This window comes from Glaciecola nitratireducens FR1064 (assembly GCF_000226565.1).
In the GTDB taxonomy this organism is placed as follows: domain Bacteria; phylum Pseudomonadota; class Gammaproteobacteria; order Enterobacterales; family Alteromonadaceae; genus Glaciecola; species Glaciecola nitratireducens.
Genome location: NC_016041.1, coordinates 2098530 through 2124961, shown reverse-complemented (window position 1 = coordinate 2124961; position 26432 = coordinate 2098530). Strand labels below are relative to the sequence as shown.

21 protein-coding genes are annotated in these 26432 nt (G+C 42.2%); 15 read left to right on the top strand and 6 right to left on the bottom strand.

The window, feature by feature from the left end; genetic code table 11:
- Positions 1-108 precede the first annotated feature (108 nt).
- Positions 109-867: an electron transfer flavoprotein subunit beta/FixA family protein gene (locus tag GNIT_RS09180; RefSeq protein ID WP_041246372.1), complete on the top strand. Its 759-nt coding sequence runs from the start codon at positions 109-111 to the stop codon at positions 865-867.
- The gene (locus GNIT_RS09175) at positions 864-1790 is read left to right on the top strand and encodes an electron transfer flavoprotein subunit alpha/FixB family protein (RefSeq protein ID WP_014108912.1); all 927 of its coding nucleotides are present in this window, start codon (positions 864-866) and stop codon (positions 1788-1790) included. The genes GNIT_RS09180 and GNIT_RS09175 overlap by 4 nt, the downstream gene beginning before the upstream one ends.
- Before the next feature lie 141 nt (positions 1791-1931).
- Here the strand turns inward: GNIT_RS09175 and moaE are convergent, their stop codons facing one another.
- Positions 1932-2405, bottom strand: a complete 474-nt coding sequence (gene moaE / locus GNIT_RS09170) for a molybdopterin synthase catalytic subunit MoaE (RefSeq protein ID WP_014108911.1) — start codon at positions 2403-2405, stop codon at positions 1932-1934.
- Between the two features lie 359 nt (positions 2406-2764).
- On the opposite strand from moaE, the gene GNIT_RS09165 reads away from it, so the two are divergent.
- From GNIT_RS09165 to GNIT_RS09155, 3 genes are all read left to right on the top strand, one after another.
- Entirely contained in the window at positions 2765-3232 is a 468-nt protein-coding gene (locus tag GNIT_RS09165) for a 3'-5' exonuclease family protein (protein WP_014108909.1), read from the top strand.
- A 164-nt stretch (positions 3233-3396) separates the two neighbouring features.
- Complete coding sequence (locus GNIT_RS09160; RefSeq protein ID WP_014108908.1) at positions 3397-4605, top strand: efflux RND transporter periplasmic adaptor subunit; 1209 nt, start codon at positions 3397-3399, stop codon at positions 4603-4605.
- Positions 4605-7769 carry an efflux RND transporter permease subunit gene (locus tag GNIT_RS09155; protein WP_014108907.1) on the top strand — a complete coding sequence of 1055 codons (3165 nt, stop codon included), beginning with the start codon at positions 4605-4607 and terminating at the stop codon, positions 7767-7769. The genes GNIT_RS09160 and GNIT_RS09155 overlap by 1 nt, the downstream gene beginning before the upstream one ends.
- 210 nt (positions 7770-7979) lie before the next feature.
- Here GNIT_RS09155 and GNIT_RS09150 read toward each other — a convergent pair whose 3' ends face one another.
- Positions 7980-10238 carry a TonB-dependent receptor gene (locus GNIT_RS09150; protein ID WP_014108906.1) on the bottom strand — a complete coding sequence of 753 codons (2259 nt, stop codon included), beginning with the start codon at positions 10236-10238 and terminating at the stop codon, positions 7980-7982.
- Positions 10239-10637: 399 nt separating this feature from the next.
- Here GNIT_RS09150 and GNIT_RS09145 point away from each other — a divergent pair, with 399 nt between their 5' ends.
- From GNIT_RS09145 to GNIT_RS09125, 5 genes are read left to right on the top strand one after another with little or no spacing between them, the layout of a single operon-like run.
- On the top strand, positions 10638-12440 hold the full coding sequence (locus GNIT_RS09145) for an acyl-CoA dehydrogenase family protein (RefSeq protein ID WP_014108904.1): 1803 nt from the start codon (positions 10638-10640) through the stop codon (positions 12438-12440).
- A gap of 9 nt (positions 12441-12449) precedes the next feature.
- On the top strand, positions 12450-13454 hold the full coding sequence (locus GNIT_RS09140) for an NADP-dependent oxidoreductase (protein ID WP_014108903.1): 1005 nt from the start codon (positions 12450-12452) through the stop codon (positions 13452-13454).
- A complete protein-coding gene (locus GNIT_RS09135) occupies positions 13454-14221 on the top strand; it encodes an SDR family NAD(P)-dependent oxidoreductase (protein WP_014108902.1) in 768 nt (255 codons plus the stop codon). The genes GNIT_RS09140 and GNIT_RS09135 overlap by 1 nt, the downstream gene beginning before the upstream one ends.
- A 57-nt stretch (positions 14222-14278) precedes the next feature.
- Positions 14279-15040: an SDR family oxidoreductase gene (locus GNIT_RS09130; protein WP_014108901.1), complete on the top strand. Its 762-nt coding sequence runs from the start codon at positions 14279-14281 to the stop codon at positions 15038-15040.
- A complete protein-coding gene (locus GNIT_RS09125; RefSeq protein ID WP_014108900.1) occupies positions 15040-15483 on the top strand; it encodes a YaiI/YqxD family protein in 444 nt (147 codons plus the stop codon). Before GNIT_RS09130 ends, GNIT_RS09125 begins: the two co-directional genes overlap by 1 nt.
- Positions 15484-15586: 103 nt before the next feature.
- On the opposite strand, the gene GNIT_RS09120 is transcribed toward GNIT_RS09125, so the two are convergent.
- Positions 15587-16777: an amino acid aminotransferase gene (locus GNIT_RS09120; RefSeq protein ID WP_014108899.1), complete on the bottom strand. Its 1191-nt coding sequence runs from the start codon at positions 16775-16777 to the stop codon at positions 15587-15589.
- Positions 16778-16859: 82 nt separating this feature from the next.
- The gene (locus tag GNIT_RS09115) at positions 16860-17636 is read right to left on the bottom strand and encodes an NRDE family protein (protein ID WP_014108898.1); all 777 of its coding nucleotides are present in this window, start codon (positions 17634-17636) and stop codon (positions 16860-16862) included.
- Positions 17637-17796: 160 nt separating this feature from the next.
- Here GNIT_RS09115 and GNIT_RS09110 point away from each other — a divergent pair, with 160 nt between their 5' ends.
- Entirely contained in the window at positions 17797-19047 is a 1251-nt protein-coding gene (locus tag GNIT_RS09110) for a cystathionine gamma-synthase family protein (RefSeq protein WP_014108897.1), read from the top strand.
- 221 nt (positions 19048-19268) lie between these two features.
- Here the strand turns inward: GNIT_RS09110 and GNIT_RS09105 are convergent, their stop codons facing one another.
- Positions 19269-19811: a glutathione peroxidase gene (locus GNIT_RS09105; RefSeq protein WP_014108896.1), complete on the bottom strand. Its 543-nt coding sequence runs from the start codon at positions 19809-19811 to the stop codon at positions 19269-19271.
- A 205-nt stretch (positions 19812-20016) separates the two neighbouring features.
- Between GNIT_RS09105 and GNIT_RS09100 the strand changes: the two genes are divergently transcribed.
- Positions 20017-22503: a S9 family peptidase gene (locus tag GNIT_RS09100; RefSeq protein ID WP_014108895.1), complete on the top strand. Its 2487-nt coding sequence runs from the start codon at positions 20017-20019 to the stop codon at positions 22501-22503.
- Positions 22504-22617: 114 nt separating this feature from the next.
- A complete protein-coding gene (locus GNIT_RS09095) occupies positions 22618-23187 on the top strand; it encodes a class I SAM-dependent methyltransferase (RefSeq protein WP_148261704.1) in 570 nt (189 codons plus the stop codon).
- On the opposite strand, the gene rrtA is transcribed toward GNIT_RS09095, so the two are convergent.
- The gene (gene rrtA / locus GNIT_RS09090; protein WP_014108893.1) at positions 23144-23743 is read right to left on the bottom strand and encodes a rhombosortase; all 600 of its coding nucleotides are present in this window, start codon (positions 23741-23743) and stop codon (positions 23144-23146) included. The genes GNIT_RS09095 and rrtA overlap by 44 nt on opposite strands.
- Positions 23744-23867: 124 nt before the next feature.
- On the opposite strand from rrtA, the gene GNIT_RS09085 reads away from it, so the two are divergent.
- Positions 23868-24623, top strand: coding sequence for an enoyl-CoA hydratase-related protein (locus GNIT_RS09085; protein WP_014108892.1), 756 nt, complete (start codon positions 23868-23870; stop codon positions 24621-24623).
- 57 nt (positions 24624-24680) lie between these two features.
- On the top strand, positions 24681-26423 hold the full coding sequence (gene ggt / locus GNIT_RS09080; RefSeq protein ID WP_014108891.1) for a gamma-glutamyltransferase: 1743 nt from the start codon (positions 24681-24683) through the stop codon (positions 26421-26423).
- The last annotated feature ends 9 nt before the right edge of the window (positions 26424-26432 follow it).

The following is a 26432-nucleotide window of genomic DNA, read 5'->3' as shown; positions in this document are numbered from 1 at the left end:
AGTGTAAGTAAATTTTGCGTCAACAGTTAGTATGACTGCTATATTTACGTGAAAGTGTAATGAAAGCGAATAGTATTTATTTATCGCAAGCCCTAAATAGAGGTGATTATGAAAATTTTAGTTCCGGTGAAGCGGGCAGTAGACTACAACGTCAAGGTGCGAGTAAAACCTGATAACTCGGGTGTTGACCTTAATAACGTGAAAATGGCAATTAATCCTTTTTGTGAGATTGCTATTGAAGAAGCGATTCGTCTGAAAGAAAAGGGCGTAGCAACAGAAGTTGTTGTCGTGTCTATTGGCGATAAAGCTTGCCAAGAGCAAATCCGCACTGGTCTAGCGCTAGGTGCAGACCGTGGCATTCATATTGAAACGGATGCAGGCGTGGTTGTTGATTCTTTACAGGTTGCAAAGCTATTGCAAAAAGTGGTCGAAGCTGAATCCCCTGATCTAGTTATACTAGGTAAGCAGGCAATAGATTCTGATAACAACCAAACGGGTCAAATGCTTGCTGCATTGACTGGTATGCCACAGGGCACTTTCGCATCAGAAGTTGTTGTAGCGGACGGTACGGTGAATGTGAAGCGCGAAATCGACGGTGGTTTACAAACCGTTAAGCTGCAGCTGCCAGCTGTGGTAACAACCGATTTGCGTTTAAATGAACCAAGATATGCATCATTACCTAACATCATGAAAGCCAAACGTAAGCCGATTGACGTTAAGCCTGTTGCAGATTTTGGTGTCGATATGACGTCTAAAGTAACCGTTCTTAAGGTCGAAGCGCCAGCGCAGCGTAGTGGCGGTGTGAAAGTTGCAGATGTTGCAGAGTTGATTGAAAAACTAAGAAATGAAGCGAAGGTGATATCATGAGCGTACTAGTATATGCAGAGCACGATAATGAGTCGTTAAAAACAGAAACTAACAAGTTAGTTCATGCTGCATTAGGTGCATCATCGGATATCGTTATATTGGTAGCGGGTTCTGGTTGTGCAGCTGTTGCTGATGCTGCTGCAAAAATTTCTGGCGTTTCCAAAGTAATTTTGGCTGACAATGCTGTTTACGAGCATCAGTTGCCAGAAAACATTGCGGACCTTGTAGTTGAGCTTGCAGCAGATTATACGCATGTATTTGCCGCTGCTACGACTACGGGCAAAAACTTTATGCCACGCGTTGCTGCACTTTTGGACGTTGCACAAATATCTGACATTATTAAAGTGGAGTCGGAAGACACCTTCGTCAGACCAATCTATGCGGGTAATGCAATAGCGACTGTTCAGTCGACTGACACTAAAAAAATAGTGACTGTTCGCGCGGCTTCTTTCGACGCTGCGGCGAATGACGGGAGTGCATCAATCGAGACTTTGGATACAGTGAAAACTTCCGAGAAATCGAGCTTTGTTTCTGCTGAACTTACAGAGTCAGAGCGTCCTGAATTAACGGCAGCAGACGTCATTATATCTGGCGGCCGCGGAATGCAAAATGGTGAAAACTTTGCCCTGTTGCATGGCATTGCAGATAAATTAGGTGCCGCTATTGGTGCATCGCGAGCAGCGGTTGACGCTGGTTTCGTACCGAACGACATGCAGGTTGGTCAAACGGGTAAAATAGTTGCTCCTCAGCTTTATATTGCTGTAGGTATCTCTGGTGCGATACAGCATTTAGCCGGTATGAAAGACAGTAAAGTTATTGTGGCAATCAATAAAGATGAAGAAGCTCCCATTTTTTCAGTCGCAGATTACGGTTTAGTCGGCGATTTGTTTGATGTGCTTCCTCAGTTGGAAGCAGCGCTTTAACACTGTTTTGTTAAGACGCAGTTGATGTGTATTTAAAGCCCGTGTGACCAAATGGTCACACGGGCTTTTTATTGTTTAATACAGAGTACTGAAAACGGTTTTTATATAAATTGTTGTATCAACCTTAATTCAATACTTAAGCTAATTTGACGTTAACCAGTCGTTGGCTTTATGTTTGTCTGATGATTTTGCGTCGACCCAAAATTCACCTTCCGTAGTTAACTCTTTTTTCCAAAATGGCGCTTGTGTTTTCAAAAAGTCCATCATGAATTCGGTAGCTGCGAATGCTGCTTTTCTGTGTTTACTACTCACGCCAACAAATACAATTTGTTCATCGGGCGGAAGCTTTCCGATTCGGTGAATTATGCGTATAGAGCCTATAGGCCAGCGCTCACGGGCTTGTTCACAAATATTCATAAGGCTTTTTTCTGTCATTCCTGGGTAATGTTCAAGCGTCATATACTTCAAATTTCCACGCTCAGTTAGCTCTCTAACCAAGCCAGTAAATGTCACAATCGCGCCGTCAGAATCAGAATGCTTCCTGATCTGCGTATACTCGAGAGCCAGATCAAAATCTTGCTCTTGGACGCTAATAAATGTGGTCGGTTTTTTCATAACTTAGATCGCAGCTTCCGTTAAGTTTGATTTCAAAATGGTCAAGTCGCGCCACTTCTTTTTGTTTTGTATTGTATAAAATTGAGCTTACAACAAACACGCGACAAATGGCTTGAATGAATTTAGTTTTCGTCTGCAACATTCCCACGAAGAGAGTTGTTTTTCAATAGTTTTCAATAGTGATATACGACCGAATACGAGGAACTTCGTCAAAAAGCGGCGACAAGACCTCAGTGACTTAACAAGGAAGTTGAATAATAAAAGTATCGAGTAATTTTCATTTATTTTCTATACTCATGTTAATAATGTGTCAACGAGTTAAATGAGAGGGAGACATTGCCATAAACATACCAACTATTATGGATATAGAGGCGAGTGGATTTGGACCTGAAAGTTATCCTATCGAAATTGGTGTTGTTCGCTCTGATGGCGCTCGCTATTGTAAGCTGATTAAACCTTTTGACGACTGGTGCCATTGGGATATTGCCGCCGAAAATTTGCACGGCATCAGTAAATCGCTGTTGAGCCAAAAAGGCATCTCAGGAGTTCAGATATGTTTAGAACTCAATGATTTTATTCGTTCTGAACCTACCTATAGCGACGGTTGGGTGGTTGATTCTCCGTGGTTGGTAAAGCTGTATGATCGCGCTCAAATTGAAATTGGTTTTCGATTAAGTTCCTTGGAGATGATTTTAAAAGAAGGTCAATATGATGTTTGGGATGAAGCAAAGGCATCTATATTGAGACGGATAAATATACAGCGCCATCGTGCGAGCAACGATGCAATGCTTATCCAGAGGACGTACATTGAAACATTTGATTTATAGTGTTTTTTGCAGGCGGCAGCGGACAGGCTATCAACGTTTAAATTATGCTTTGCAATAGACACATCTATTAACAATTTTAAAGTGATGTAAAACAACGTTTACGCTGAAATTTGCGTACAATGCGCAAGGTCCATATTTTCATTACATTCACAGGGATTTTTTCAATGGCAAGCGGTTTTAAAAAAGCAGGTATACCTATATTGATTTTAGTTGGCGCAATCATCGTGATGTTTGTGTTAATCAGTATGAAACAAAAGCCTGAGAAAGAAGAGGTGATCACGCGTGACTTTTTGGTTGATGCCAAACCAATCGAGTTAGAAAATGTTGATTTCTTAGTTTATTCGCAAGGCTCAGTGCAGGCAAAAAATAAAACGATGCTGAGCACACAGGTTAGTGGGCGGGTAATAGCGATTGCTGACAACTATATCGAAGGCGGTTTTTTCAAGAAAGGCGATGTGCTGGTAGAGTTAGAAACTTCTGACTATCAGACTGATTTGTTACTTGCTGAAGCAGAATTGGCGCGAGCACAAGCGTCATTTGATGAAGAAAAGGCACGCGGAAAAGTCGCAGCAGAAGAGTGGCGTTCATTTAACAAAGGACCTGCGCCTGAATTGGGACTCCGAAAACCTCAGTTAGCTCGCGAAGAAGCTTCAGTAAAAGCAGCGCAGGCAAATTTGCAGCGAGCACAGCGCAATTTCGAAAGAACAAAAATAAGAGCGCCGTTCGATGGTTTAGTCAAAACACGTAACGTCGACTTAGGTCAGTTCGTGACGATAGGCTCGCAGCTGGGTGAGGTGTTTTCAACCGACGTGGCAGAAGTGAGATTACCTTTAACCGATGATGATATCGCTTTTTTAGCCGATTTGAACGCAGTTAATCCTCAAGTCACATTGAGTTCAGATGTCGCAGGAAAAACCATAAAATGGCAAGGGGTTCTGGTTCGTGACGAGGCTGTGTTAGACAGCAAAAGTCGAGTTATCTATGGCGTCGTTGAGGTGAAAGACCCATATCAGTTAAACGCGTCGACATCGCAAAAAGGCATGCCCTTGCGTTTTGGACGTTTTGTCAATGCAACTATTACCGGAATAACAGCTGCGAACATTGTTGTTTTACCGCGCAATGTTTTACGTTTAGACGGCACAATATTAACTGTCGGTGAAGACAAACAAATCAAAATAAACTTTGTAACAGTACAAAGAGCAGATGAAAATTTTGTATACATTAGTGACGGTTTGGACCCGCAGGAACAAGTCGTGATGAGTGCTGTGCCTAACCCTTATGAAGGAATGCCAGTTAGATTTTTGGGTGATGAAGAGAAACCACCAAGTCAGCCAGAAACGGTGCAAAACGATAATGCTATTGAGGTCAAATAATGAGTAAGCAATACGAAGAAGAACATATTGATACCGAGAAAGGCATCATTGCTTGGTTTGCGCGCAACAGTGTTGCTGCTAATTTACTGATGTTTGTCATTATTCTCGGTGGAATTTTTGGCATTATTAGAGTTCAAAAGCAAGTATTCCCTACGTTTGAAGTCAACGTTATTTCAGTCCAAGTACCGTACTTAGGTGCAGCACCTCAGGAAGTAGAGGAGGGAGTTATCCTCAAACTTGAGGAGGCGATAAAAGACCTTGAAGGCATTAAAAAAATGACCTCAACAGCACGAGAAGGCGTTGGCTCAATTAGTATCGAGGTTGAAGATGGGTATGACGTTCAAAACTTATTAGATGAAGTTAAGGTGCAAGTAGATGCAATTCCAAGCTTCCCTGGTAACACTGAAAAGCCAGTGGTATATCGTATTAAATTCCCTCAGGACGTGCTGTGGGTCTCAGTTTATGGTGAAACAACTGAACGTGAACTGAAGGAGTATGCACAGGGTATTCGCGACGATATTGCCAATTTAGGCGGAATCTCTGATGTCTCGGTTGTGGGCTCTCGTGACTATGAAATTTCGGTTGAAATATCTGAACGTAAACTGCAGGAATACAACCTAACATTCAACGAGTTGGTAACGGCAATTCGACAGTCGTCCATCGATTTACCGGGTGGTTCGATCCGTTCTGAAAATGGTGATATTTTACTCCGCGCTAATGGTCAAGCTTATAACGCTTGGGATTTTGCAAAAATCGTTTTGGTTTCGCGTGAAGATGGTACGCGCCTGCTTCTTGGCGATATTGCTACTATTAATGATGGCTTTATTGAAGATAGACAATTTGCATTATTCGATGGGAAGCCTGCTGTTAGCATCCGCGTTAGAGCGGTTGGTGATCAAAACGCATTGCAAATTTCCAAGTCAGTAAATTCATATTTAGACGAAAAGCGCAAAACCATGCCGGCTAATTTAAGCGCTGATACTTGGGGCGATAGTTCGTTTTATTTAGCGGACCGCTTAAGCATGATGCTTAAAAATATGGGCTTTGGTGCCTTACTTGTGTTTATTGTGCTCTCACTATTTTTGAGAGTAAAACTCGCTTTTTGGGTAATTGTAGGCTTACCGGTTTGCTTCCTCGGTACACTGATGTTCATGCCTGCGTCGCAAATAGATGTTTCAATTAATATGTTGAGTCTATTTGGATTTATTCTCGTTTTAGGGATCGTGGTAGATGATGCCATTATTATGGGCGAATCTGCGTATTCAGAAATAGATAAAAAAGGTCACAGCACAGACGCCATTATCAGGGGTGTGAAAAGAGTTGCGATGCCTGCAACCTTTGGTGTGTTAACTACCATTGCAGCATTTTCGCCTATGTTAATGGTGAGCGGCACGTTTGGTGTTATTTGGAAGACGATTGGTATCGTCGTCATTATGTGCTTAATATTTTCTTTGATTGAATCAAAATTAATATTGCCTGCGCATTTGGTACATATGAAATTAAAGCCTTACGATCCTAGCAAGGCGACGAAATTCCAAAAATTTAGAGATATATTTAGTATTGGTATTAAAAGTTTTATTGAAAATAAGTATATCCCATTTCTGAAAAAGGCAGTGCAATACAGGTATACCACGTTAGCCAGCTTTATTGGCCTGTTGATTATTACGATCGGTTTGTTTGCAAGTGGTTTAGTGCGGTGGCAGTTTTTCCCTACTATTCCTTCAGACTTCATGCAGGCAAGTGTAGAGCTTGAGCCCGGGTCGTCGCTAGGGCAACGTGACCAGGCCATCAACGCGATGCTAGATGCAATGTATAAGATGGACGATGAAGTTGCTGATGAAACAGGCACTAAGGCGGTCAAACATGTTATCGCATTTGATAATGGTACTTTGGGTGGCTCAGTGTTTGTTGAATTAACCAAAGGCGAGACGCGGGAACTAACAGATGTTCAAATACAGGACATTTGGCGGGAGTATTTGCCTGAAATCCCGGGGGTTAAGAACTTCAACATTGGCAGTCCAGGAGGTCCTGGCGGCGGCAACGGCCTGAGCTTTGAGTTTCGATCTGATAATATTTCCCAACTTGAAAATATTTCAAAAGAACTGCGCAGCTATTTAGGTTCCTACGCAGGCATCACTGAGGTCAATGATTCGTTCAGCGGCGGAAGCGACGAAATCAAATTAGCCCTTAAGCCGGAGGCCGAGTCTCTTGGTTTATCGTTGTCGCAGCTTGCGCAACAGGTGCGCTATGGGTTTTACGGCGCCGAAGCTCAGCGTATACAGCGAGATGATGAAGAAATAAAGGTCATGGTTCGTTATCCCAAAGACGAAAGAAACTCGATAGGCAACCTTGAAACAATGAGAGTTCGTGCGCCCAATGGGGACGACATACCGTTTAGTGAAGTGGCTGATATAGAACTAGGTCAAGGCTATGCCAACATCATTCGTGTTGATGGTAACCGCTCTGTATCGGTAACGGCTAAAGTGAATGCAGATGTTGTTGATACGCGAGACTTATTAATTGACGTACAAACGAAGGTCATTCCTGAAATGTTGGAACGTTATCCGGCCGTTGATTTTCGACTACAAGGAAACTCAAAAGATGAGTCTGAGGCGATTGTCTCTCTGGCCCAAGGTTTCTTGTTTGCACTTGTCGCTATTTATGCGCTCATGGCAATTCCATTAAAATCGTATTCGCAACCGATTATTATTATGTCAGTTATCCCGTTTGGTATGGTAGGTGCTATTGTTGGTCACCTTATATTAGGTCAAGCAGTCAGCGTATTATCCATATGCGGAATTATCGCGCTAGCAGGTGTTGTAGTAAATGACTCGCTTATTATGGTCGATTTTGTAAATAGAGCTAGGGCAGAGGGGCGCACCTTAATTGAGGCCGTTTTGAAGTCAGGCAGTGAGCGTTTCAGAGCAATCATACTTACTTCACTTACGACGTTTATGGGACTCATGCCCATTGTTTTTGAACGTAGCTTACAAGCTCAGGTTGTTATTCCAATGGCTATCTCACTCGCCTTCGGTATTCTTTTCGCTACGGTCATTACGCTACTGCTTATCCCAGCTTTGTACATGATACTCGACGACTTTAAGCGGGTCTTTAAGCGCAAGGATAAAACAATGTTAACGCAGCCTTTGCCTGATAATGGTTAGTGGAAGTAGTGTAGCCAAGATTCTATCCACTCGATAATAGTAGAGCTTCTTTTGTTAGGAGCCTATTTAATAAACGAGGATTGAGAAAAGTGCCTTTGCTAAGTAAAAAAAACGCCTCTTAAAGAGGCGTTTTTTTTTGATGGGATTTGACTTGATTTCTGCACTGTCAATAAAAACAAACAGAAACCAAGTCTTAACAACTATAGAATCTTAGAAGAAGCTAATTTTACCTTCAATACCAATAACACGTGGCTCGTTAATAATGCCAGTAAAGTTATTGAAATCGATAGCGCCCTTAACATTATCTTCATCGGTTAAGTTTCTTGCGAATAAAGCAACCGTGTAGTTGTGTGCAAAGTTCTCGTAACCTAAACGTAAGCCAGCTTCAAAGTTGTTGTCTGTTTGAAATTCAACTGATTCGTATAAGAAAAGGTTAGTTTTACCTTGGAAAGCCCAATCTGTGTATGCAAACAATTCGCCGTCGTCTCCCATTGGAACACTGTAGCGTGCCGTAAAGTTGAAGATAGTTTCAGGAGCTTGCGGGAATGGGTTGCCATCTATTAACGCACGATTGTCGTTTGTCATTGGATCAGTAACAGTACAGTTAGGACCGAATGCTGCGCTTGCACCACATGGGAAAACAGACAAACCGTTGTCTTCAATTTTAGTTTTGTTGTAGCTATAACCAGCCGTCAGCACTAAATTATCATCAACAATATAAGTTGCGTCTATTTCAAAACCGTAAGCAGAGCCTTTATCAGCATTTATTAGGGCTGTATTATTCGCGCCACCGCCAATCGCTGAAAATTGAATGTCGTCAACCGTGTAATAGAATACAGCTGCATTTAAGCGCAAGCTATTATCCAACAAATCAGATTTAAAGCCAAATTCAACACTATTGATAGTTTCTGCTTCAGCAACTGAAGGAGCTCCTTCAAATGCTACGTCACGAGCCTGAATACTTTGAGCTCTGAAACCATTTGCATAGCGTGCAAACAACGAAGTGCTGTCGTCTAGTTTATAATTGGCGCTTAATTCATAACCCACTTGGTCGTCTGAAACATTAATTGGGTCGTAATCCTGAACACTAGCTGCACCAATAACTAAGGCAAATCCGTCAACGTTTTGATTGCCAACAGTGAGTGACTTTTCATCATCTGTATAACGTAAGCCAGCAGTAACTGTTAGTTTGTCTGAAAGCTCATAAGTACCTTGACCAAATACAGCCCAAGTTTTATTGTCGTGAAATACAGTTGTCGCGCCAAAGAAACCGTCAATACTTGTAACGTTAAATGACGAGTCATAGTAAAACGCACCAACTTGCCAATTAAAAGCATCAGTGTTGTTGCTTGCTAAGCGGAATTCCTGAGTAAACTGCTCTAGGTCATCTAGGTTATCTTGGGTAACCGCGGTGAACGGAATAAAACCAGGGATACTTGTATCACCCGAACCAGCGCCGCCGTCGACATCGCCTAAACTTGAACCGTTAGCTTCTTCGTTAGCGGTAATCGAGGTAAATGTGAGTCCATTAAAATCATAATCTACTTTAAATGAGAACCCATAGTTTTCATATTCTTGTGGATTGTTATCAAAACCATTACCAAGCAAGTTCGCATCATAAAAAACAGTGGTGCGATCGTAGTTTTGGTTTAAGTTATTAGAACCTTTGCTAAAAACGTTCGCACGGAAAATTGACGCTGTTCCTTCTAATTCGCGACCGTGTATATTCAGTAGCATCTCTAAATCGTCAACGGGAGTAAATAATAACTGTGCGCGCCAAGCCAACTCATCGTAACCACCAATGACATCATCTTCACCAGAGAAAGCATTGTCGATGTAGTCGTCTCTTTGCTGTGACAGGAACGAGAATCGACCTGCAACATTATCCGTAAGACCGCCGCCAACAGCACCCTCAACATTGACTGTATCGAAAGACGCGACACTTACTTTTCCATAAGCATCAAAGTCTTCAGTTGGCTTAACGCTATCAAATTTAATGATACCGGCTGTTGTGTTACGACCAAACAGAGTGCCTTGTGGGCCACGAATAACTTCAACCTGTTGAATGTCGAATAATGGGAAGCTCTTAAGAATAACGTTTTCTTTCACTACGTCATCCATGATGATTGATACTGGTTGTGATGCCGCTAAATCAAAGTCGGTATTCCCTAAACCACGTATATAAAAGCGAGGTGCAACTCTTCCGTTTGAAGATTCAGCATATAAACCAGGCACGCGTACAGCTAGTGCTAGAATGTCTTCACCGCCAGAAAAAATACTCTCGAATTGTTCTCCACTCAATGTCGCGATTGAAATCGGTACATCTTGTATTGATTGGCTGCGCTTTTGTGCGGTGACGGTAATTTTTTCTAAAGCAGATTCTTTCACTGCTGTTTCTTGCGCGACTACTGTGTTTGCCTGCAATGCAGATGCCACGCATAGAGCGATACTAGCTAGTTTGTATTTCATTCGATGTCACCTAAAATGAGTGTATTAATATTGAGTATCAAGCCGTTCAAAGCAAGAAAGTTATTTACGAGTATAGTCGTAAATTGTTTATTTGTTGGTTTTCAGTCAGTCAATATTCAACAAATAAACTGCGCGCCACACGCTGCGCACTGAGCGTAAAAATCGCGCAGGATGCTAACAGAAAATAGTTCTGATCGCACGTTTCTTATGATTAGGTTTTATACCTTTTCGTGCTTACTAAACCTTTATTCAATTCACTGTTAATCTTGTATTGATAAAATGAATTGGCAACAAGGCGCGCATTCATGATGTTATATGCTTAGACAAACTGACATTTGCGTATTATTTATTTAATTAGATGTTAAAAAATAATTCACGACAGAACCGAGGCGCTTACCAATGACAGACAAATTGATCCCTGATCTAGAAATGAATTTTCAACTTTATGATGTACTCCAGGCAGACAAATTATGCGAACACAGCAAATTTGAAGAGCACAATAAAGACATATTTACGGCAACTTTAGCCACTGCTGAACAAATTGCGACTAAGCTATTTTTACCGCACAATCACATTGCTGATAAGAATGAACCTACTTTTGACGGTCATAAAGTAAGTATGATCCCCGATGTTCAAATTGCTTATGATGCGTTTTGTGAGGCTGGATTTATTGCTGGCCGATACAGCTTTGAAGACGGCGGTATGCAATTGCCAGAAGTAGTCATGACAGCCGCGTCAGCCTATTTCATGGCCGCAAATCCAAGCACTACATCTTATCCATTTTTAACCTCGGCTGCTGCCAACGTTATTTGCCATTTTGGTTCAGCATCGCTGAAAGAACAATTTATGCCTCGTATGCTAACCGGAGAATTTACTGGCACTATGGCGCTGACTGAGCCGCATGCTGGCTCATCTTTAGCAGATATAACAACCTCCGCCGTTAAACAAGAGGACGGCACTTACAAGATAAAAGGCAGTAAAATTTATATCTCTGGCGGTGATCATGAATTGTCTGAGAATATCATTCATCTAGTGCTGGCCAAAGTGCCCGGCGGTCCTGCTGGTGTAAAAGGTATTTCACTCATGGTAGTGCCTAAGTACCGATTTGATGATAACGGTGAACGAGGAAACCGCAATGATGTGCAGCTTGCTGGATTACTGCATAAACTCGGTTATAGAGGGACCACTTCAACTGCACTGACATTCGGCGAAAATGATGACTGCTATGGTTATTTGGTAGGTGAAGAACATCACGGTTTACGCTATATGTTCATGATGATGAATGAGGCTCGAATCGGCGTTGGCTTTGGCGCAGCGATGATTGGCTATCGTGGATATCAATATTCACTGGCGTATGCAAAAGACAGAACACAGGGGCGCCATGCGGAGCATAGCGAACCAGATAAACCCGCACCGATCGTACTGCACGGTGACGTAAAGAGAATGCTTCTTGCGCAAAAATCCTATACTGAAGGCGGCATGGCGCTGTGCATGTATGGTTCTCATCTGATTGATAGGATCAACACATGTGATGACGCTGAGGAAAAGCTAGCATTGAAAGAATTGCTAGATTTATTAACGCCCGTTTTCAAAGCGTGGCCGTCTGAATTTGGCCCTAAAGCGAACGACTTAGGCATTCAAGTTTTAGGTGGTTCAGGCTACACCAGAGAGTATTATTCAGAGCAGTTTTGGCGCGATAATCGTTTAAACCCAATACATGAAGGTACTAATGGTATACAGGCGCTTGACCTTTCATTCAGAAAGCTTTGGCAAAAAGATGGACTGGGACTAAAGACCCTGCAACGTGAAGTAGAGAAAGACTTGTCACAAATAGTTACACCGAAAACAGGGGCTATGGCAAAAGAGTTAGCGCATTATTTGAAAGCATTACACGACATTATTGTGCATGTTTCGGGAACGATTCAATCTGATAAACAAGCAACACTACTAGCAAACGCTCAAGCGTTAATGAATGTTTTTGCGCAAATAGTCGTGAGTTGGATATGGATACGTCAAGCTAGGGTTGCTGAAGATAAGCTTGGTGCAGCAGACGTTACTGAGAAAGAAGCCGCATTTTATAAAGGCAAAATTCAAGCCGCACAATACTTTATTAGTTGGGAATTACCCACCATCGAACGTGATTTAAAAATACTCAAACAAGACAATGATGTTTGCAGTGACATGCACCCTGATTGGTTTTAAGGAAAAATAATGAAAAACAAACAATGGCTATTGGCTAAAAGACCGTTTGGCGAGCCTACTAGTGACACATGGCAGTTTGCCGAAGCAGATGTCCCCGAGTTAAAAGACGGTGAGCTATTAGTGAAGATTAATTATGTTTCGCTAGACCCTGCAATGCGCGGTTGGTTAAACGATGCAAAATCGTACATAGAGCCGGTACAAATTGGTGCCGTAATGCGCGCCGGAACGGTGGGCAAAGTCGTTGCCAGTAAAAATGAAAAATTTGCGGAAGGTGATTATGTATGTGGTCATCAAGGTGTGCAGGAATATGCTGTTAGTGATGGCAAAATGCTGCATAAGGTCGATCCTAAATTAGCTCCATTGTCATACTATTTAGGCGTATTGGGCATGCCTGGCATGACCGGCTATTTTGGATTGCTTAAAACGGGTGAACCCAAAGCGGGCGAAACCGTTGTTGTCAGTGGGGCAGCTGGCGCTGTCGGAGGACTAGTTGGACAGATAGCAAGAATTAAGGGCTGTCGTGTTGTCGGTATTGCGGGCGGAGCTGAAAAATGCCAGTTCCTAATTGATGAGTTAGGTTTTGATGCTGCTATCGATTACAAGTCGCAAAATGTAAAGAAGGCGCTAAAAGAGGCGTGTCCAAAAGGCGTCGATGTTTTCTTTGATAACGTTGGCGGTGATATTTTAGATGACGTTTTAACTCAAATAAACATGAAAGCACGTATTGTTATCTGTGGTGCAATTAGCCAATACAACAACACAACGCCTGTAAAAGGACCATCAAACTATCTATCACTACTTGTTAATCGTGCAAAAATGGAAGGCATCGTGGTATTTGATAATATTGCCGAATACCCAACAGCAATGAAAGATATTGCAGGTTGGATCCACTCTGGTGAGATGAAAGTGAAAGACCATGTTGTGGAGGGAATAGAAACTTTCCCAGATACATTAATGATGCTGTTTAAGGGTGAAAACTTCGGTAAGTTAGTACTCAAAGTGGGGGATGAATGATGAACACTGCGGCAAATGTTGAAAATAAGCGCATTTTAATTACCGGTGGTGCATCAGGAATTGGTGCAGAAGTAGCTCTGCTGCTGGCAAGTAGAGGTGCCAACGTTCTTATCGCTGATTTGTCTGAGAACAACGGTTCAAAAACACTCGAACAGGCAAAAGCCCAAGGTAACGACATACATTTTGTGAAAGTAGACGTTGCTAGCGGTGACTCAGTGCGCGCATTGTTTGCTACTGCGATGAAAAGCCTAGGTGGTCTCGACGTTGTGATAAACAACGCAGGCATTGATCATACGCCAGCGCCAATGCATGAATTGTCGGACGATGATTTTGATCGAAATATTGCGGTCAATCTTAAAGGTGTTTGGCATTGTATGCGCGCAGCCATCGCTTGTATGGCACCGAATGGTGGTGGGCACGTTATTAACGTAGCCTCTGTCGCTGGTTTGCGTTCATCACCTATGATTTCTGCTTATTCAGCATCAAAACACGGTGTTATCGGTTTAACAAAATCAGCCGCAGTAGAATATGCGCGCGCAAACATTCGTTTTAACGCGGTGTGCCCAAGCTTTGTCGATACCCCAATGGTTCAAAACACCTTAGCTAAGCTTGATGAACGTGGTCAAAAGGCCATCATCAAAGCGAATCCTATGAAACGATTGGGTAAGCCAGAAGAAATTGCAGGCGCCATGGCTTGGTTATGTAGCGACGAAAGCAGTTTTATGACCGGACAAACGATGGTGCTGGACGGCGGAATGCTGGCGTAAATTTGGCGCTGGCAAACTTCGGCAATGTATCAACAATAAAAAAATGAAGGACTAAATATGCAAGATTTATTCGATTTAACAGGTAAAGTTGCCCTCATCACTGGCGCTAGCCGCGGTATTGGCGAGTCAATTGCGAGATTACTAGCAAGCAAGGGCGCACACGTTATCGTTTCAAGCCGCAAAATTGATGGTTGCGAAGCAGTAGCAGCAAGCATTCGGGAAAATGGCGGTAAAGCGTCTGCTTTTCCATGTCACGTAGGTGAGATGGAGCAAATAACGGCTGTGTTTGAACATATAAAGAACGAGTTCGGTAAAATTGATATTTTAGTCAATAACGCGGCTGCAAATCCTTACTTTGGCCACATTCTTGACACTGATTTAGCCGCTTATCAGAAAACGGTTGATGTAAATATTCGCGGTTATTTCTTTATGTCGATAGAGGCCGGCAAGATGATGCGCGAGCAGGGCGGCGGTGTCATTTTAAACACGGCGTCTGTTAATGGTGTCACTCCTGGCGATATGCAAGGCATCTATTCAATTACGAAAGCTGCCGTTATTAGTATGACAAAGTCATTTGCAAAAGAATGCGGTAAGTTGAATATTCGCGTTAACGCTTTACTACCAGGCTTAACCGATACAAAATTTGCATCTGCACTTACCACCAATGATTCTATTTTAAAGCATGCGCTAAAAGTTATTCCATTAGGACGTGTTGCTGACCCTGATGAAATGGCGGGAACAGTATTGTATTTAGTGTCTGATGCATCTAGTTACACAACAGGTGCGTGTATTAATGTTGATGGTGGGATGCTGGCTTAATGCAAATTTGGGTTGACGCAGATGCGTGTCCTACCGTTATTCGAGAATTGCTGATAAAGGCCTCTCAGAGAACAATGGTGCCACTCACTTTTGTGGCAAATCAGCCTATTTCAGTTCCACCTAATGCACATATTACCTCGCTGCAAGTGAGCTCTGGGTTTGATGTTGCCGATGATGAGATTGTAAAGCGCTGTAGTGCCAAGGATCTGGTTATCACAGGCGACATTCCGCTTGCAGCTGAAATACTCGCAAAAGATGGTTTAGCGGTGAATTTTCGCGGTGAGGCTTACGACAAAGCAACCATCAAAGCGACGCTTACCATGCGTGATTTTATGGACCAAATTCGCGCCAGTGGCGAGAGAACAGGTGGCCCAAAGGCATTTTCTGCGAAAGATAAAATGAACTTTGCGAATCAAATAGACAGACTTCTCGCCGCACGATAATCACTATTGAACTTATTTAAAAGCCCGCCATGACTGCAAAGTCATGGCGGGCTTTTTGTATTGTTTTTGTAAGTTATTAAATAAACCCAGCTCTTTTTATAACTTACAGCACACCAGCTATGGCAGCAGCTAATACTTCGACGTTCTTAGTATTTATACCAGCAATATTTACGCGACTAGAGTCCACAAAGTAAACGCTGCTTTCATCGCGCAACTTTCGCACCTGTTCGGGCGAAATGCAAAGGAAAGAGAACATCCCTTTTTGTTGGTTTATAAAACTAAAGTCTTTTGATGCGCCTTGTGCAGCAAGATTATCAACGAGTAGTTTACGAAGCTGGATCATGCGTTCACGCATTTCAGTGACTTCACGCTGCCACAATGAATTTAGATCGTCATTTGCCAATATAATGTCGACTAAAGCCCCGCCGTATGATGGCGGCATTGAATAAATTCCGCGTGCAACAGATTGAATTTGAGACTGAACAATATCGCGATTCGCTGAATCATGAGTGATTAGCGCAGCTAATCCAACGCGCTCACGATATAAACCAAAGTTTTTGCTACACGACGCGGCGATGATCATTTCTGGCACGCTTTCAGCCATTAAACGAACACCATAGGCATCTTCTTCTAAACCTTCACCAAAACCTTGGTAAGCAATATCAATAAACGGTAAAAAACCGACTTTGTTTGCTAACTTTGCAACAGCTTGCCATTGCTCTTTAGTTAAATCTGCGCCTGTTGGGTTGTGACAGCAACCGTGCAACAAAACGACGTCGCCTTTTTTGACCTGTGCCAAACAGTCCATCATTTCGTCAAATTTGATACTCGCTGTTGCTTTGTCGAAGTAGGGGTAAGTCGCTATTTCAAGACCAGCATTACCGATAAGTGGAATATGGTTAGCCCATGTTGGATCACTTACCCAAACTTTAGTGTCAGAATTACAGCGTTTTAGCAACTCAGCCAATATGCGCAGTGCACCACAACCGCCGGGCGCCTGAACAGCGGCAACTCGATTTGCTAATAAAACCTGGCTGCCTTTACCTAAAATGAGGTCAAGCATGCCGTCAATAAAACCTTGAACGCCTTGGGGAGTGATATACACCTTTGAAGTTTCGGTTTCCATTAATTGCTTTTGTGCTGCAACAACGGACTTCAAAATTGGCGTATTACCTTGCTCATCTTTATATACACCAACGCCAAGATCAATCTTTGCTGGGTTGGTGTCTTTTTTGAAGTCTATAGATAAACCTAGAATGGGGTCGGACGCTAAAGCGGGCAAATTTTCAAACACGATTGTTCCTTAAAGATGAGTTAATGGTGGCATTTTTTCAATGTTCATATTATGCCAGTTCTATCCTAATTTTCGAGCTAAATTACGCTTTCTTTATATCGAACTCAAAGTGTTGGACTGAGGTTTGTTCTGCTTGAGCATTGAAGGTTCTCTCTTCCCAAACAACTTGTTGATGATGATCGACCAATAATACGGTTGATGAGCGAGTGCCGTATTCAGGACTTTGAATAAATATTGACGACAGACGTCGTTCCCATTCTATAGGAACGCCAGTCTTCGGAAGCATACTATCTTCTGCGGGCTTGTTGTTACGAAGGAGTTCAAAAAGGTGTTCCGTGTCTAATACATCAGCATGCTGGCAATACTTTGCTAAAGCATCACGTCCAGTCGATATTTTTGGCCATGGACTGTTAAGTGACGCATTCGAAAGGCCGAAAACGCCATCCTCCAATTGTACACAAGTGTCCTCATGGTTATTATAAACATACAGTTGTTCCAGCGTTCCAAACAATAGATTATAACCATTATATTGTGCTTTCGAATCAGCTAAGGTCTTAGCATATTTCTTTTGTTGCTTGCTAGAGCCCTTTAAAAAATTAATCACTAACTCGCCGCGCGTAACAGGATTAGGAATGTCTTTGTCTGGGGCCCGAATATTTGTTAGCGCGGCAATACTGCCGTTTTTATTAACCCCCATCCATGTGCCGCCGGCTTCTTCGTCTCGGCCAGCTAAAATGTCTGTCTGATTATTCCAAAACGCTGAATTAGTGGTTGGGCGAACGTGAAATTCATCACGATTTGCCGCAATGATTAGCGGAAATTTGGGGTGCTGATTAATTGCAATAAACAAGATACACATATATTGAGTTGAAACCTTAACTTATGATGGGCCGTTTGACGCTAGTAGGAATAACGAACCAGAGAATAATTAAACCCATATTGTTCTAACAAGGTGGCGTAGAACAAGCCGCTAACTATGGTATTATCTAGATAACAAGTCAATACGAGATCCGTTTTCAGTGAAGAAATTAGCTTTTGATACCAAATTAGTCCACGCAGATAGAAAGATTAACAAACCACAGTTTGGTGCTGTTCATGAATCAACCAATAACTCAGTGTTATTTGAATTTGAGGACGTTCAAGACCTTGTCGATGTATTTCAGGGTAAACAAGCTGGGCACGTATATTCTCGCTCTAGCAGTTCTTCCGCGGTTGCTTTGCAAAATGTTCTAAACGAAATGGAAGGGGGAGTGGGTGCTGTCGTTTTTGCAACGGGTATGGCAGCCATCAGTTCAACGTTTCTTTCTTTATTGAAAAGCGGTGACCATATTGTAGTAAGCCAATATTTATTCGGCAACACACGTAGCTTCATGTCAACGATTGAAGGTTTTGGCATTCGCGTGAGCTATGTTGATGTGACCGATGTTAGCAAAGTCGAAGCAGCCTGCAACGCTGATACAAAAATGGTGTTTTGCGAGAGCATCGCCAACCCTGTAACCCAAGTGGCTGATCTATCAGGAATAGGAAATTGGTGTGAGGCAAATAATATTCTTTTTGCACTCGACAATACCATGACTCCTAGCGTTTTATTGGATGCTAAAGCGGTGAAAGCATCGTTATTGCTGACCTCACTGACGAAATATATTGGTGGGCATGGAAACGTGCTGGGCGGTGTTTTGGTAGATACTGGATTATTTGATTGGTCGCGCTATAACAATATTGAATTAAACTACCGTGTTGCAGACAAGCAACAGTGGGGGCTAACGCAGGTTAAAAAACGCGGATTACGAGACATGGGAGCGACATTAGCACCTCAGTCAGCGCATTTGGTGTCCATCGGATTGGAAACGCTAACCATGCGCTTGCGCAAAACATGTGCAAACGCACAGGCGCTTGCTAAGTATCTGTCTACGCACAAGGGCGTTAATGCAGTTCACTATCCCGGTTTAGAGGCACACCCACAGCACGAGAGAGCAAAAACTTTATTTAAACGCGGTTTTGGCGGAATCCTTTCTGTTGAATTAAGTGAAGAAATCGAACCGCACGCTTTTTTAAACGCACTCTCACTCGTAATTTCAGCGACGCATCTAGGCGATACTCGAACCCTAGCACTGCCTGCCGCATCAACGATTTTCTATGAAAACGGGCCTGAGGAAAGGGCAAAGATGGGCATAGCCGACTCATTAATTAGAATTTCGGTAGGTATTGAAGACATCGAAGACATCCTCGCAGATTTCGACCAAGCCTTCATCTCAATGCTCAGCAAATAATGGGGTCAGTGGAAATTAAAAAAATATTTTTAGAATTAAGCAAAAACTTATGAACTAATATGAAATGTTGGTGACTAAATAGTTACTGTTGGTTAAGTTATGACGTTTCTGAAAAGTAAATGTTTTTAATTAATAGTGTGTTCCTAGTTGAGTGTGCTTAGCCCCATCTGTTTAAGATGGGGCTTTTTTTTGCGCTTCGCTCAGATTAATTTACAATAAAACTACAACGCTAATGCGCTTTTGATATCAGCAACAAACTCTTCGTTGTCAGGCTTTGTAAATGCGCTGTACGATTCAACTACATTGCCGTTTTTATCCATCAAATATTTATAAAAATTCCATTTAGGCGCTGTGCCCGCTTTTTCTGCAAGCATTGCATAGAGTGGGTCCGCACTCTCACCACGAACGGAAATTGATTCGAACATTGGGAACTTAACCCCGTATGTTAGTTCGCATAACTCGGCCGTTTTTTCTTCATCGCCAAATTCTTGGTTAAAATCATTTGATGGAAAACCAAGAATTACGAATCCTTGGTCTTTATATTGACTATAAAGCGCTTCTAGGCCTTCAAATTGCGGTGTAAATCCGCATTTGCTTGCCGTGTTAACGAAGAGAACTGTCTTTCCTTTATACGCATCGCACATATTCACAACTTCTTGTGAATTTAATTTTCTTTTCGCAAATTTGAGTAAATCAGGGCATTCAGCGGCTAGGGCTATTTGGCTGCTCGCCATCATTAATACCAAGGAAATTACTTTTTTCATTTTTGATAGTCCTTTTCACATCATAATAGATTGTGGTTAGTTTGATCATATTAAGGGATTTTAAGCACTTGTTAAAAACCAGTTCAGTCACTGAACAAATTACAGTAACATGCTAAGCTCAAGATTATCTTATCCGAGGGATGATTTAACATCTCCCTTACAAAGATTAATATAACGTGATAATTACCTTTAAAGAACACTAATAATGACAAAATATAAAAAAATAGTTTACTCAAGTGTTGGTATAGCTTTACTTAGCGCTTGCTCTGCAACTGAAACGTCGCTTTCTAGTGCAAATAAAAAAAGCGCTGCTAACTTCCCGACAGAAACAATTTCTCAGAACAATAGTTCAGTATTGGCAAACAACAAAGTTGAATTAACACTTAAGCAAATTATGTCCGATCCTGACTGGCTTGGTCGTGAACCAGAAGATGCATTCTGGAGCGCTGATAGCGCTTCAGTTGGCTACTATCGCAAGCAGCAAGGCAATCCAATACGTGATTTATGGCTGGCCACTCCTAATACAGCCGGCAATGGTCAGAAGGTAAGCTTAGCGAGTATCCATCAATACGAGTACGACGAAATTATTCGTGATAAAGATGTAGATTTTGTTGCTTGGATTTTTGAAGGCAATATCTTTGTCCAAGCAAAAGCAGATAAGGCAATACGCCAACTCACTAAGAGCTTAGACGGCGCAAGCAATCTTCAATTTTATAAACAAGACGGCGTTTCTTTTCAGCGCGGTAATAGTTTTTACAGCGTAAATGTCAACACGGGCATGCAGGAACAAATGCTGTCGTGGCACTTCGAGGATGAATCGGAGGCCGTAAGTGCCCCAGAAGACTATATTGCCGAAGAACAGATTAAGTTGATAGATTACGTTAAACTTCAACGCAAAAACAGGCAGTTGGAAGAAGATAACGACAACAATTTGAGGAACGAAAATAGCAGTTTAATGACATCCTCGTTCTACTTTGCACCTGAACATAGAACAGTATTGGCGAGTTTTTCACCAGATGGTAAATGGGCAGTTGTAGTTACGACCGAAGATAAGCCCAGCAGTGATGAAACCGACATAATGCCTGATTATATTGAAGAGAATGGTCGTATAAAAGCGCAGAGAGTACGCCAAAGAGTTGCCGACGCTACACCTATTCAACATGATGTTTGGTTACTCGAAGTCCAGTCGGGCGAAAAAACCAAATTGGATTATAAAGCATTACCAGGCTACAACGAGGACGTGTTGGCCGCAGTTAAGCGTGAAAACGCAGAAGCAAAAGGTAAGACCTATCAGGAAAACAGATTGCCACGCGATATTAGATTACTGTTTGGTTCTGAATCTCCGGTTCAGTGGCATGATAATAGCGATAAAGTGGCTGTCATGTTGGAAGCCTGGGATAATAAGGATCGCTGGATAACAACAGTCGACGTTGACGATAAAGTATTAACGACTCAACATCGTATGCATGATACTGCATGGGTGAATTATCGGTTTAATAGCTTTGGCTGGTTCGATGATGCTGAAACGCTGTATTTGTTATCAGAAGAGTCGGGCTATTCACAACTTTATACAAAGCCAGTAGACGGAAAGTTAAATCGAGTTACGCAAGGCAACTTTGTAGTGGACGACGTTGTGCTTACGCAAGACGATAACTATTTTTATTACAAAGCAAACAAGAAGCATCCGGGCATCTACGAGATATATCGTGTGCCGTCTGACTCAACAACATCAGAAGCGCTAACAGATTTGAATGGAATGACAGATTATCAGTTGTCGCCAGATGAATCGTCGTTATTACTCACACATTCAAAGTTAGTTATGCCTCCCGAGTTGTATTCGGTCGATTTGCGTGCTGATTCGTTCAAGCCAGTTAAAATTACAAGCACAGTAAGCGATGAATTTTTAAGCATAGATTGGACATCACCATCCATTGTTGCGGTTAAATCTAGTCATACAGAGCAACCTATTTATTCTCGCGTTTATGCTCCGCAGGGGCCGGCGAGCGAGAAACATAGAGCGGTTGTTTTTAACCATGGCGCGGGTTATCTACAAAACTCACACCTAGGCTGGTCAGGCTATTTTCGTGAATTTATGTTTCACAGTTTCTTAGTATCACAAGGTTATGTTGTCATGGATATGGACTACCGAGCTTCAGCTGGATACGGACGTGATTGGAGAACGGCAATATACCGCCAGATGGGCACTCCAGAGACACAAGATCTAAAAGACGGTGTCGACTGGCTCGTGGAAAACGCTAACGTCGATCGAGACAGAATCGGTACTTATGGCGGCTCTTACGGTGGTTTCATGACCTTTATGGCATTGTTTACCGAGCCAGATCTATTTCAAGCAGGTGCTGCCTTACGTCCCGTTTCTGATTGGGCGCATTACAATGATGGATACACTTCTAATATTTTAAATAGACCAGATGTTGACCCTATTGCATATGAACGTAGTTCGCCAATTTATTTTGCGGAAGGCCTGACTAAGCCGCTTCTGATAAATGCGCCTATGGTTGATAATAATGTTTTCTTTGTGGACGTTGTTCGACTGGTGCAAATCTTGATCGAAAAAGAAAAAGAAAACTTTGAAACTGCAATTTATCCGGTTGAGCCGCATGGTTTTGTGCAGCCAAGTTCTTGGTTGGATGAATATCGTCGCATATACAAATTGTTTGAAGAAAATTTGTAGGCTTCGTGATGAAGCATAAAATCCTTCAATTAGAGAAGTGAGAGACCTTTGAGCTTTTACGAAAATAACGTACTCCCTCATCTCATTAACTGCGCTTGTTCTTCAAGCGCAATAATGAAACTAAGAGAAAAAGTCGTTCCTTTGGCTTATGGAAACGTTTTGGAAGTTGGAATGGGGTCGGGCGTTAACCTGGCTCTATACAATGCTACAAATGTTAATATGGTCTGGGGCCTCGAACCTTCTACTGGAATGCGTAAAAAAGCACAGAAAAACATCGCCTCATGTGCTATTCGAGTCGAGTGGTTGAGTTTACCAGGCGAACAAATTCCCCTAGAAGATAACTCTGTTGATTCAATCGTATTAACCTATACTTTATGCACTATTCCTGATTGGCGTGCGGCTATGAAGCAAATGCACCGAGTCTTAAAAGCGGACGGTAAAATATTCTTTTGCGAACATGGGCAAGCCCCTGACGAATCAGTTGTCAAATGGCAAGACCGTGCAAATGGCCTGTGGAGTCGAGCCTTCGGTGGCTGTAATTTAAATAGACCTATTATTGAAAGTATAGAAGACAGTGGGTTTTCTATGGATTGGTTCGAAAGCAAATACATAAGGGGGATGCCAAAGTTTGTGTCCTTTATCAGCGTTGGCGCAGCGTCCAAAACTTCCGCTTTAGTAAACTAATTACACCGATGAGCAAGCCACTAAGCGCGCCATACAAATGGCTGTCGACGGCAACGCTCGCATCAATAAGCTCAGGCATGAATGTGCCAGCACCATTTATCTGTTCATTTCCTACTTTAATTACAAGGCCAATAATTAGCAGCCAGCCACTTGAACGCTTGTTCTCTAAGTCTCTTATACAACCCCAAGCAAAAACACCATGAATTGCTCCTGATAAACCAACGTACCAAGTAATTTCTGGTGAAAAAATATACATACAAATAGAAATCACAATACAAATTACAACAAATTTGGCGAGGTAAGAAAGGGTTTCGTAGTCGTCACCATGTAACGCCCACAATAGTAATAAACCTAATAGATTAAATAATATGTGAATGAAGTTCGTGTGTAGAAAATGTCCCGTTATAAGCTGATAATAGTGTCCTTGTGACAACCAAGTCCTTTCAAGTACGAAATACTCTGAACTCATGGGTTCAGACAAAAATGCAATGATGCTAATTATGCCTATTATGAGCGGGCCTAAGTATTGTTTTGGGCGAGTAGGAAACTGGATCATGTGTTGGTGGCTTAAGCGTTTATAGATTATTTTGATGGTATCTTATCATTAGAAAACAACAAAACGCTCACATAATCTGTTAAATTAGCTACAGTGGATAGTTTGAAATTGAGAATGATAAAAGATGATTAACGTAAGTCGAAACAACGCCGTACTGACAATTGAAATTGATAGACCTGAGAAAAAAAACGCTTTAGTTCCGCAAATGTATATTGATATTGCGGAAGCCATCGAATCTGCCAGTGAAGAAGATATAAATGCGGTGCTAATTCAAGGAACAAAAGGTTGTTTTACGGCGGGCAATGATATTTCTGATTTTATGTCAAAAGGCAATGATCAGGATATAAACGAAACGTTTCGCTTCATGATGGCCCTTGTTAACTGTCCTGTACCCGTTGTTGCAAAAGTTGAAGGGCTGGCAATTGGCATTGGTACAACGCTGTTATTGCACTGCGACTTTGTTTATTGTGCAGACAGCGCTAAGTTTGCGATGCCGTTCATCAATTTGGGCTTGGTTCCTGAATATGCTTCAAGCTATATTCTTCCTCGTATTGCAGGTAATTTGCAAGCGGCAGAGCTGTTATTGTTAGGTGAAACCTTTGGCGCTCAGAAAGCATATGAATGTGGTATAGTTACGAGCGTTCATACTGATGAAACGCTATCGGAAGTCGTCGCTCAGACACTCGCTAAGTTGGTCGCAAAACCCAAGATGGCACTTGTTCAATCGAAAGCGCTTTTACGTAATCAGAGTGCCGAAATAGAAAAACACATTACCGCCGAATTAGCTGTTTTTGCTCAAGCTATGGTGAGTGAACCTGCAAAGGAAGCATTCTCAGCATTTTTAGAAAAGAGACCCGTAAATAGGTTGATATATAAATAGCCCAATCCAAAAAAGCGTTTAAATCAGCAAAAGTCTCGTTATTGAAACAGGTATAAAATGAAGAAATTAGTCCTCGCTACATTAACCGCATTCGCGTTTTCATCCTTTGCTCAAGCAGCAAACCAAGTGAGAGAAGATCGCGAACCCGAAGCTGATACAGGTAAAACGGTCAAGCAAGCGGTCGAATCAGAGCAGTATATGGTTGTGGCAGCTAATCCCTATGCCTCTATGGCAGGTAAAGAGATACTTGAAAAAGGGGGTTCGGCGATTGATGCCGCTGTCGCTATACAGGCTATGTTGACACTGGTTGAACCACAGTCTTCAGGTATCGGTGGTGGTGCTTTTATTTTGTACTGGGACAACAAAAACAAACAGCTGCATACCTTTGATGGTCGCGAAACCGCACCTCTAAATGCAACGCCTTATATTTTTGTAGAAGACGGCAAAACCATGCGTTGGATTGACGCCGTTGTTGGGGGTAAGGCGATTGGTGTACCGGGTGTACTAAAAGCGCTCGAAATGGCACAAAAAGAATTTGGGAAACTAAAGTGGCAAGATTTGTTCGATGACGCCATTAAAACTTCACGAGAGGGTTTTACAGTATCGCCGCGACTCGAAAGATTAGTAAAGCTTGACGTTCATCCGGGTCTGAATAACTTCAAGTCGTCTCAAGCTTATTTCAAACCTAATGGGCAAGCTCTGCAAGAAGGTATGACAAAAACGAATGAACAACTCGCCATTACATTAAGCAATATTGCACAGCAGGGGACGGATTATTTCTATAAGGGCAAGTTAGCAGAAAAAATAGCTGAAGCTGCACGAACGACAAGCATCAATCCGGGCTTCATGACTGCCGCCGACTTGGAAAACTATGAAGCGAAAAAACGCGCACCAATTTGCGCTATTTATCGCACCAAAAATATCTGCGGCATGGCCCCTCCAAGTTCTGGCGGTATTACCGTTTATCAAATTTTGAAAATGTTAGAGCAGCACGATTTGCGAAAGTATGGTCCAAACAGTAAAGAGTTTATTCATTTGTTTTCTCAATCGAGCGCGCTAGCATTTGCCGATAGAAATCAATATATTGCTGACACTGACTTTACTAATTTGCCTGCACTTTCTCTTATCAATTCGATATATTTATCAGAACGAGCAGGCCACGTTGGATTGAATAAACCGTTTTCTAAGGTTGCGGCAGGAACGCCATATTTGAATGCAATGGTGGGGGATGATCACACGGCTGAATTGCCAAGCACCAGTCATTTTTCTATTGTTGATAAAGAAGGTAACGCCATTTCGATGACAACGAGCATTGAATTTATGTTTGGTTCTGGTGTAATGGTCGATGGATTCCTGTTGAACAATCAATTGACGGACTTTTCTCTATCACCATCTAAAAACGGATTTCAAGCATTGAATAGAGTTGAGCCAAACAAACGCCCTAGAAGCTCAATGAGTCCTACAATGGTGTTCAATGACAAAGGTGAATTAGAATTGATTATTGGCTCACCAGGTGGCAGCCGGATTATTGATTATGTTGCGCAAACCATTATCAACGTAGTCGATTTTAACATGAATATCCAAGAAGCGATAAACGCGCCGAGAGTAACCAATCGCAATGATTATACCGCACTGGAAAAGGGTACGAAGCTGCCCGAATTACAAGCTGAGTTAGAAAAACAAGGACATAGCGTGCGGGTAATAGACCTCAACAGCGGTTTACACGGTATACAAATGATTGATGGGAAAATTTTGGGGGGCGCAGACCCACGGCGTGAAGGGGTCGCAGTAGGGCGCTAGACTTACCAA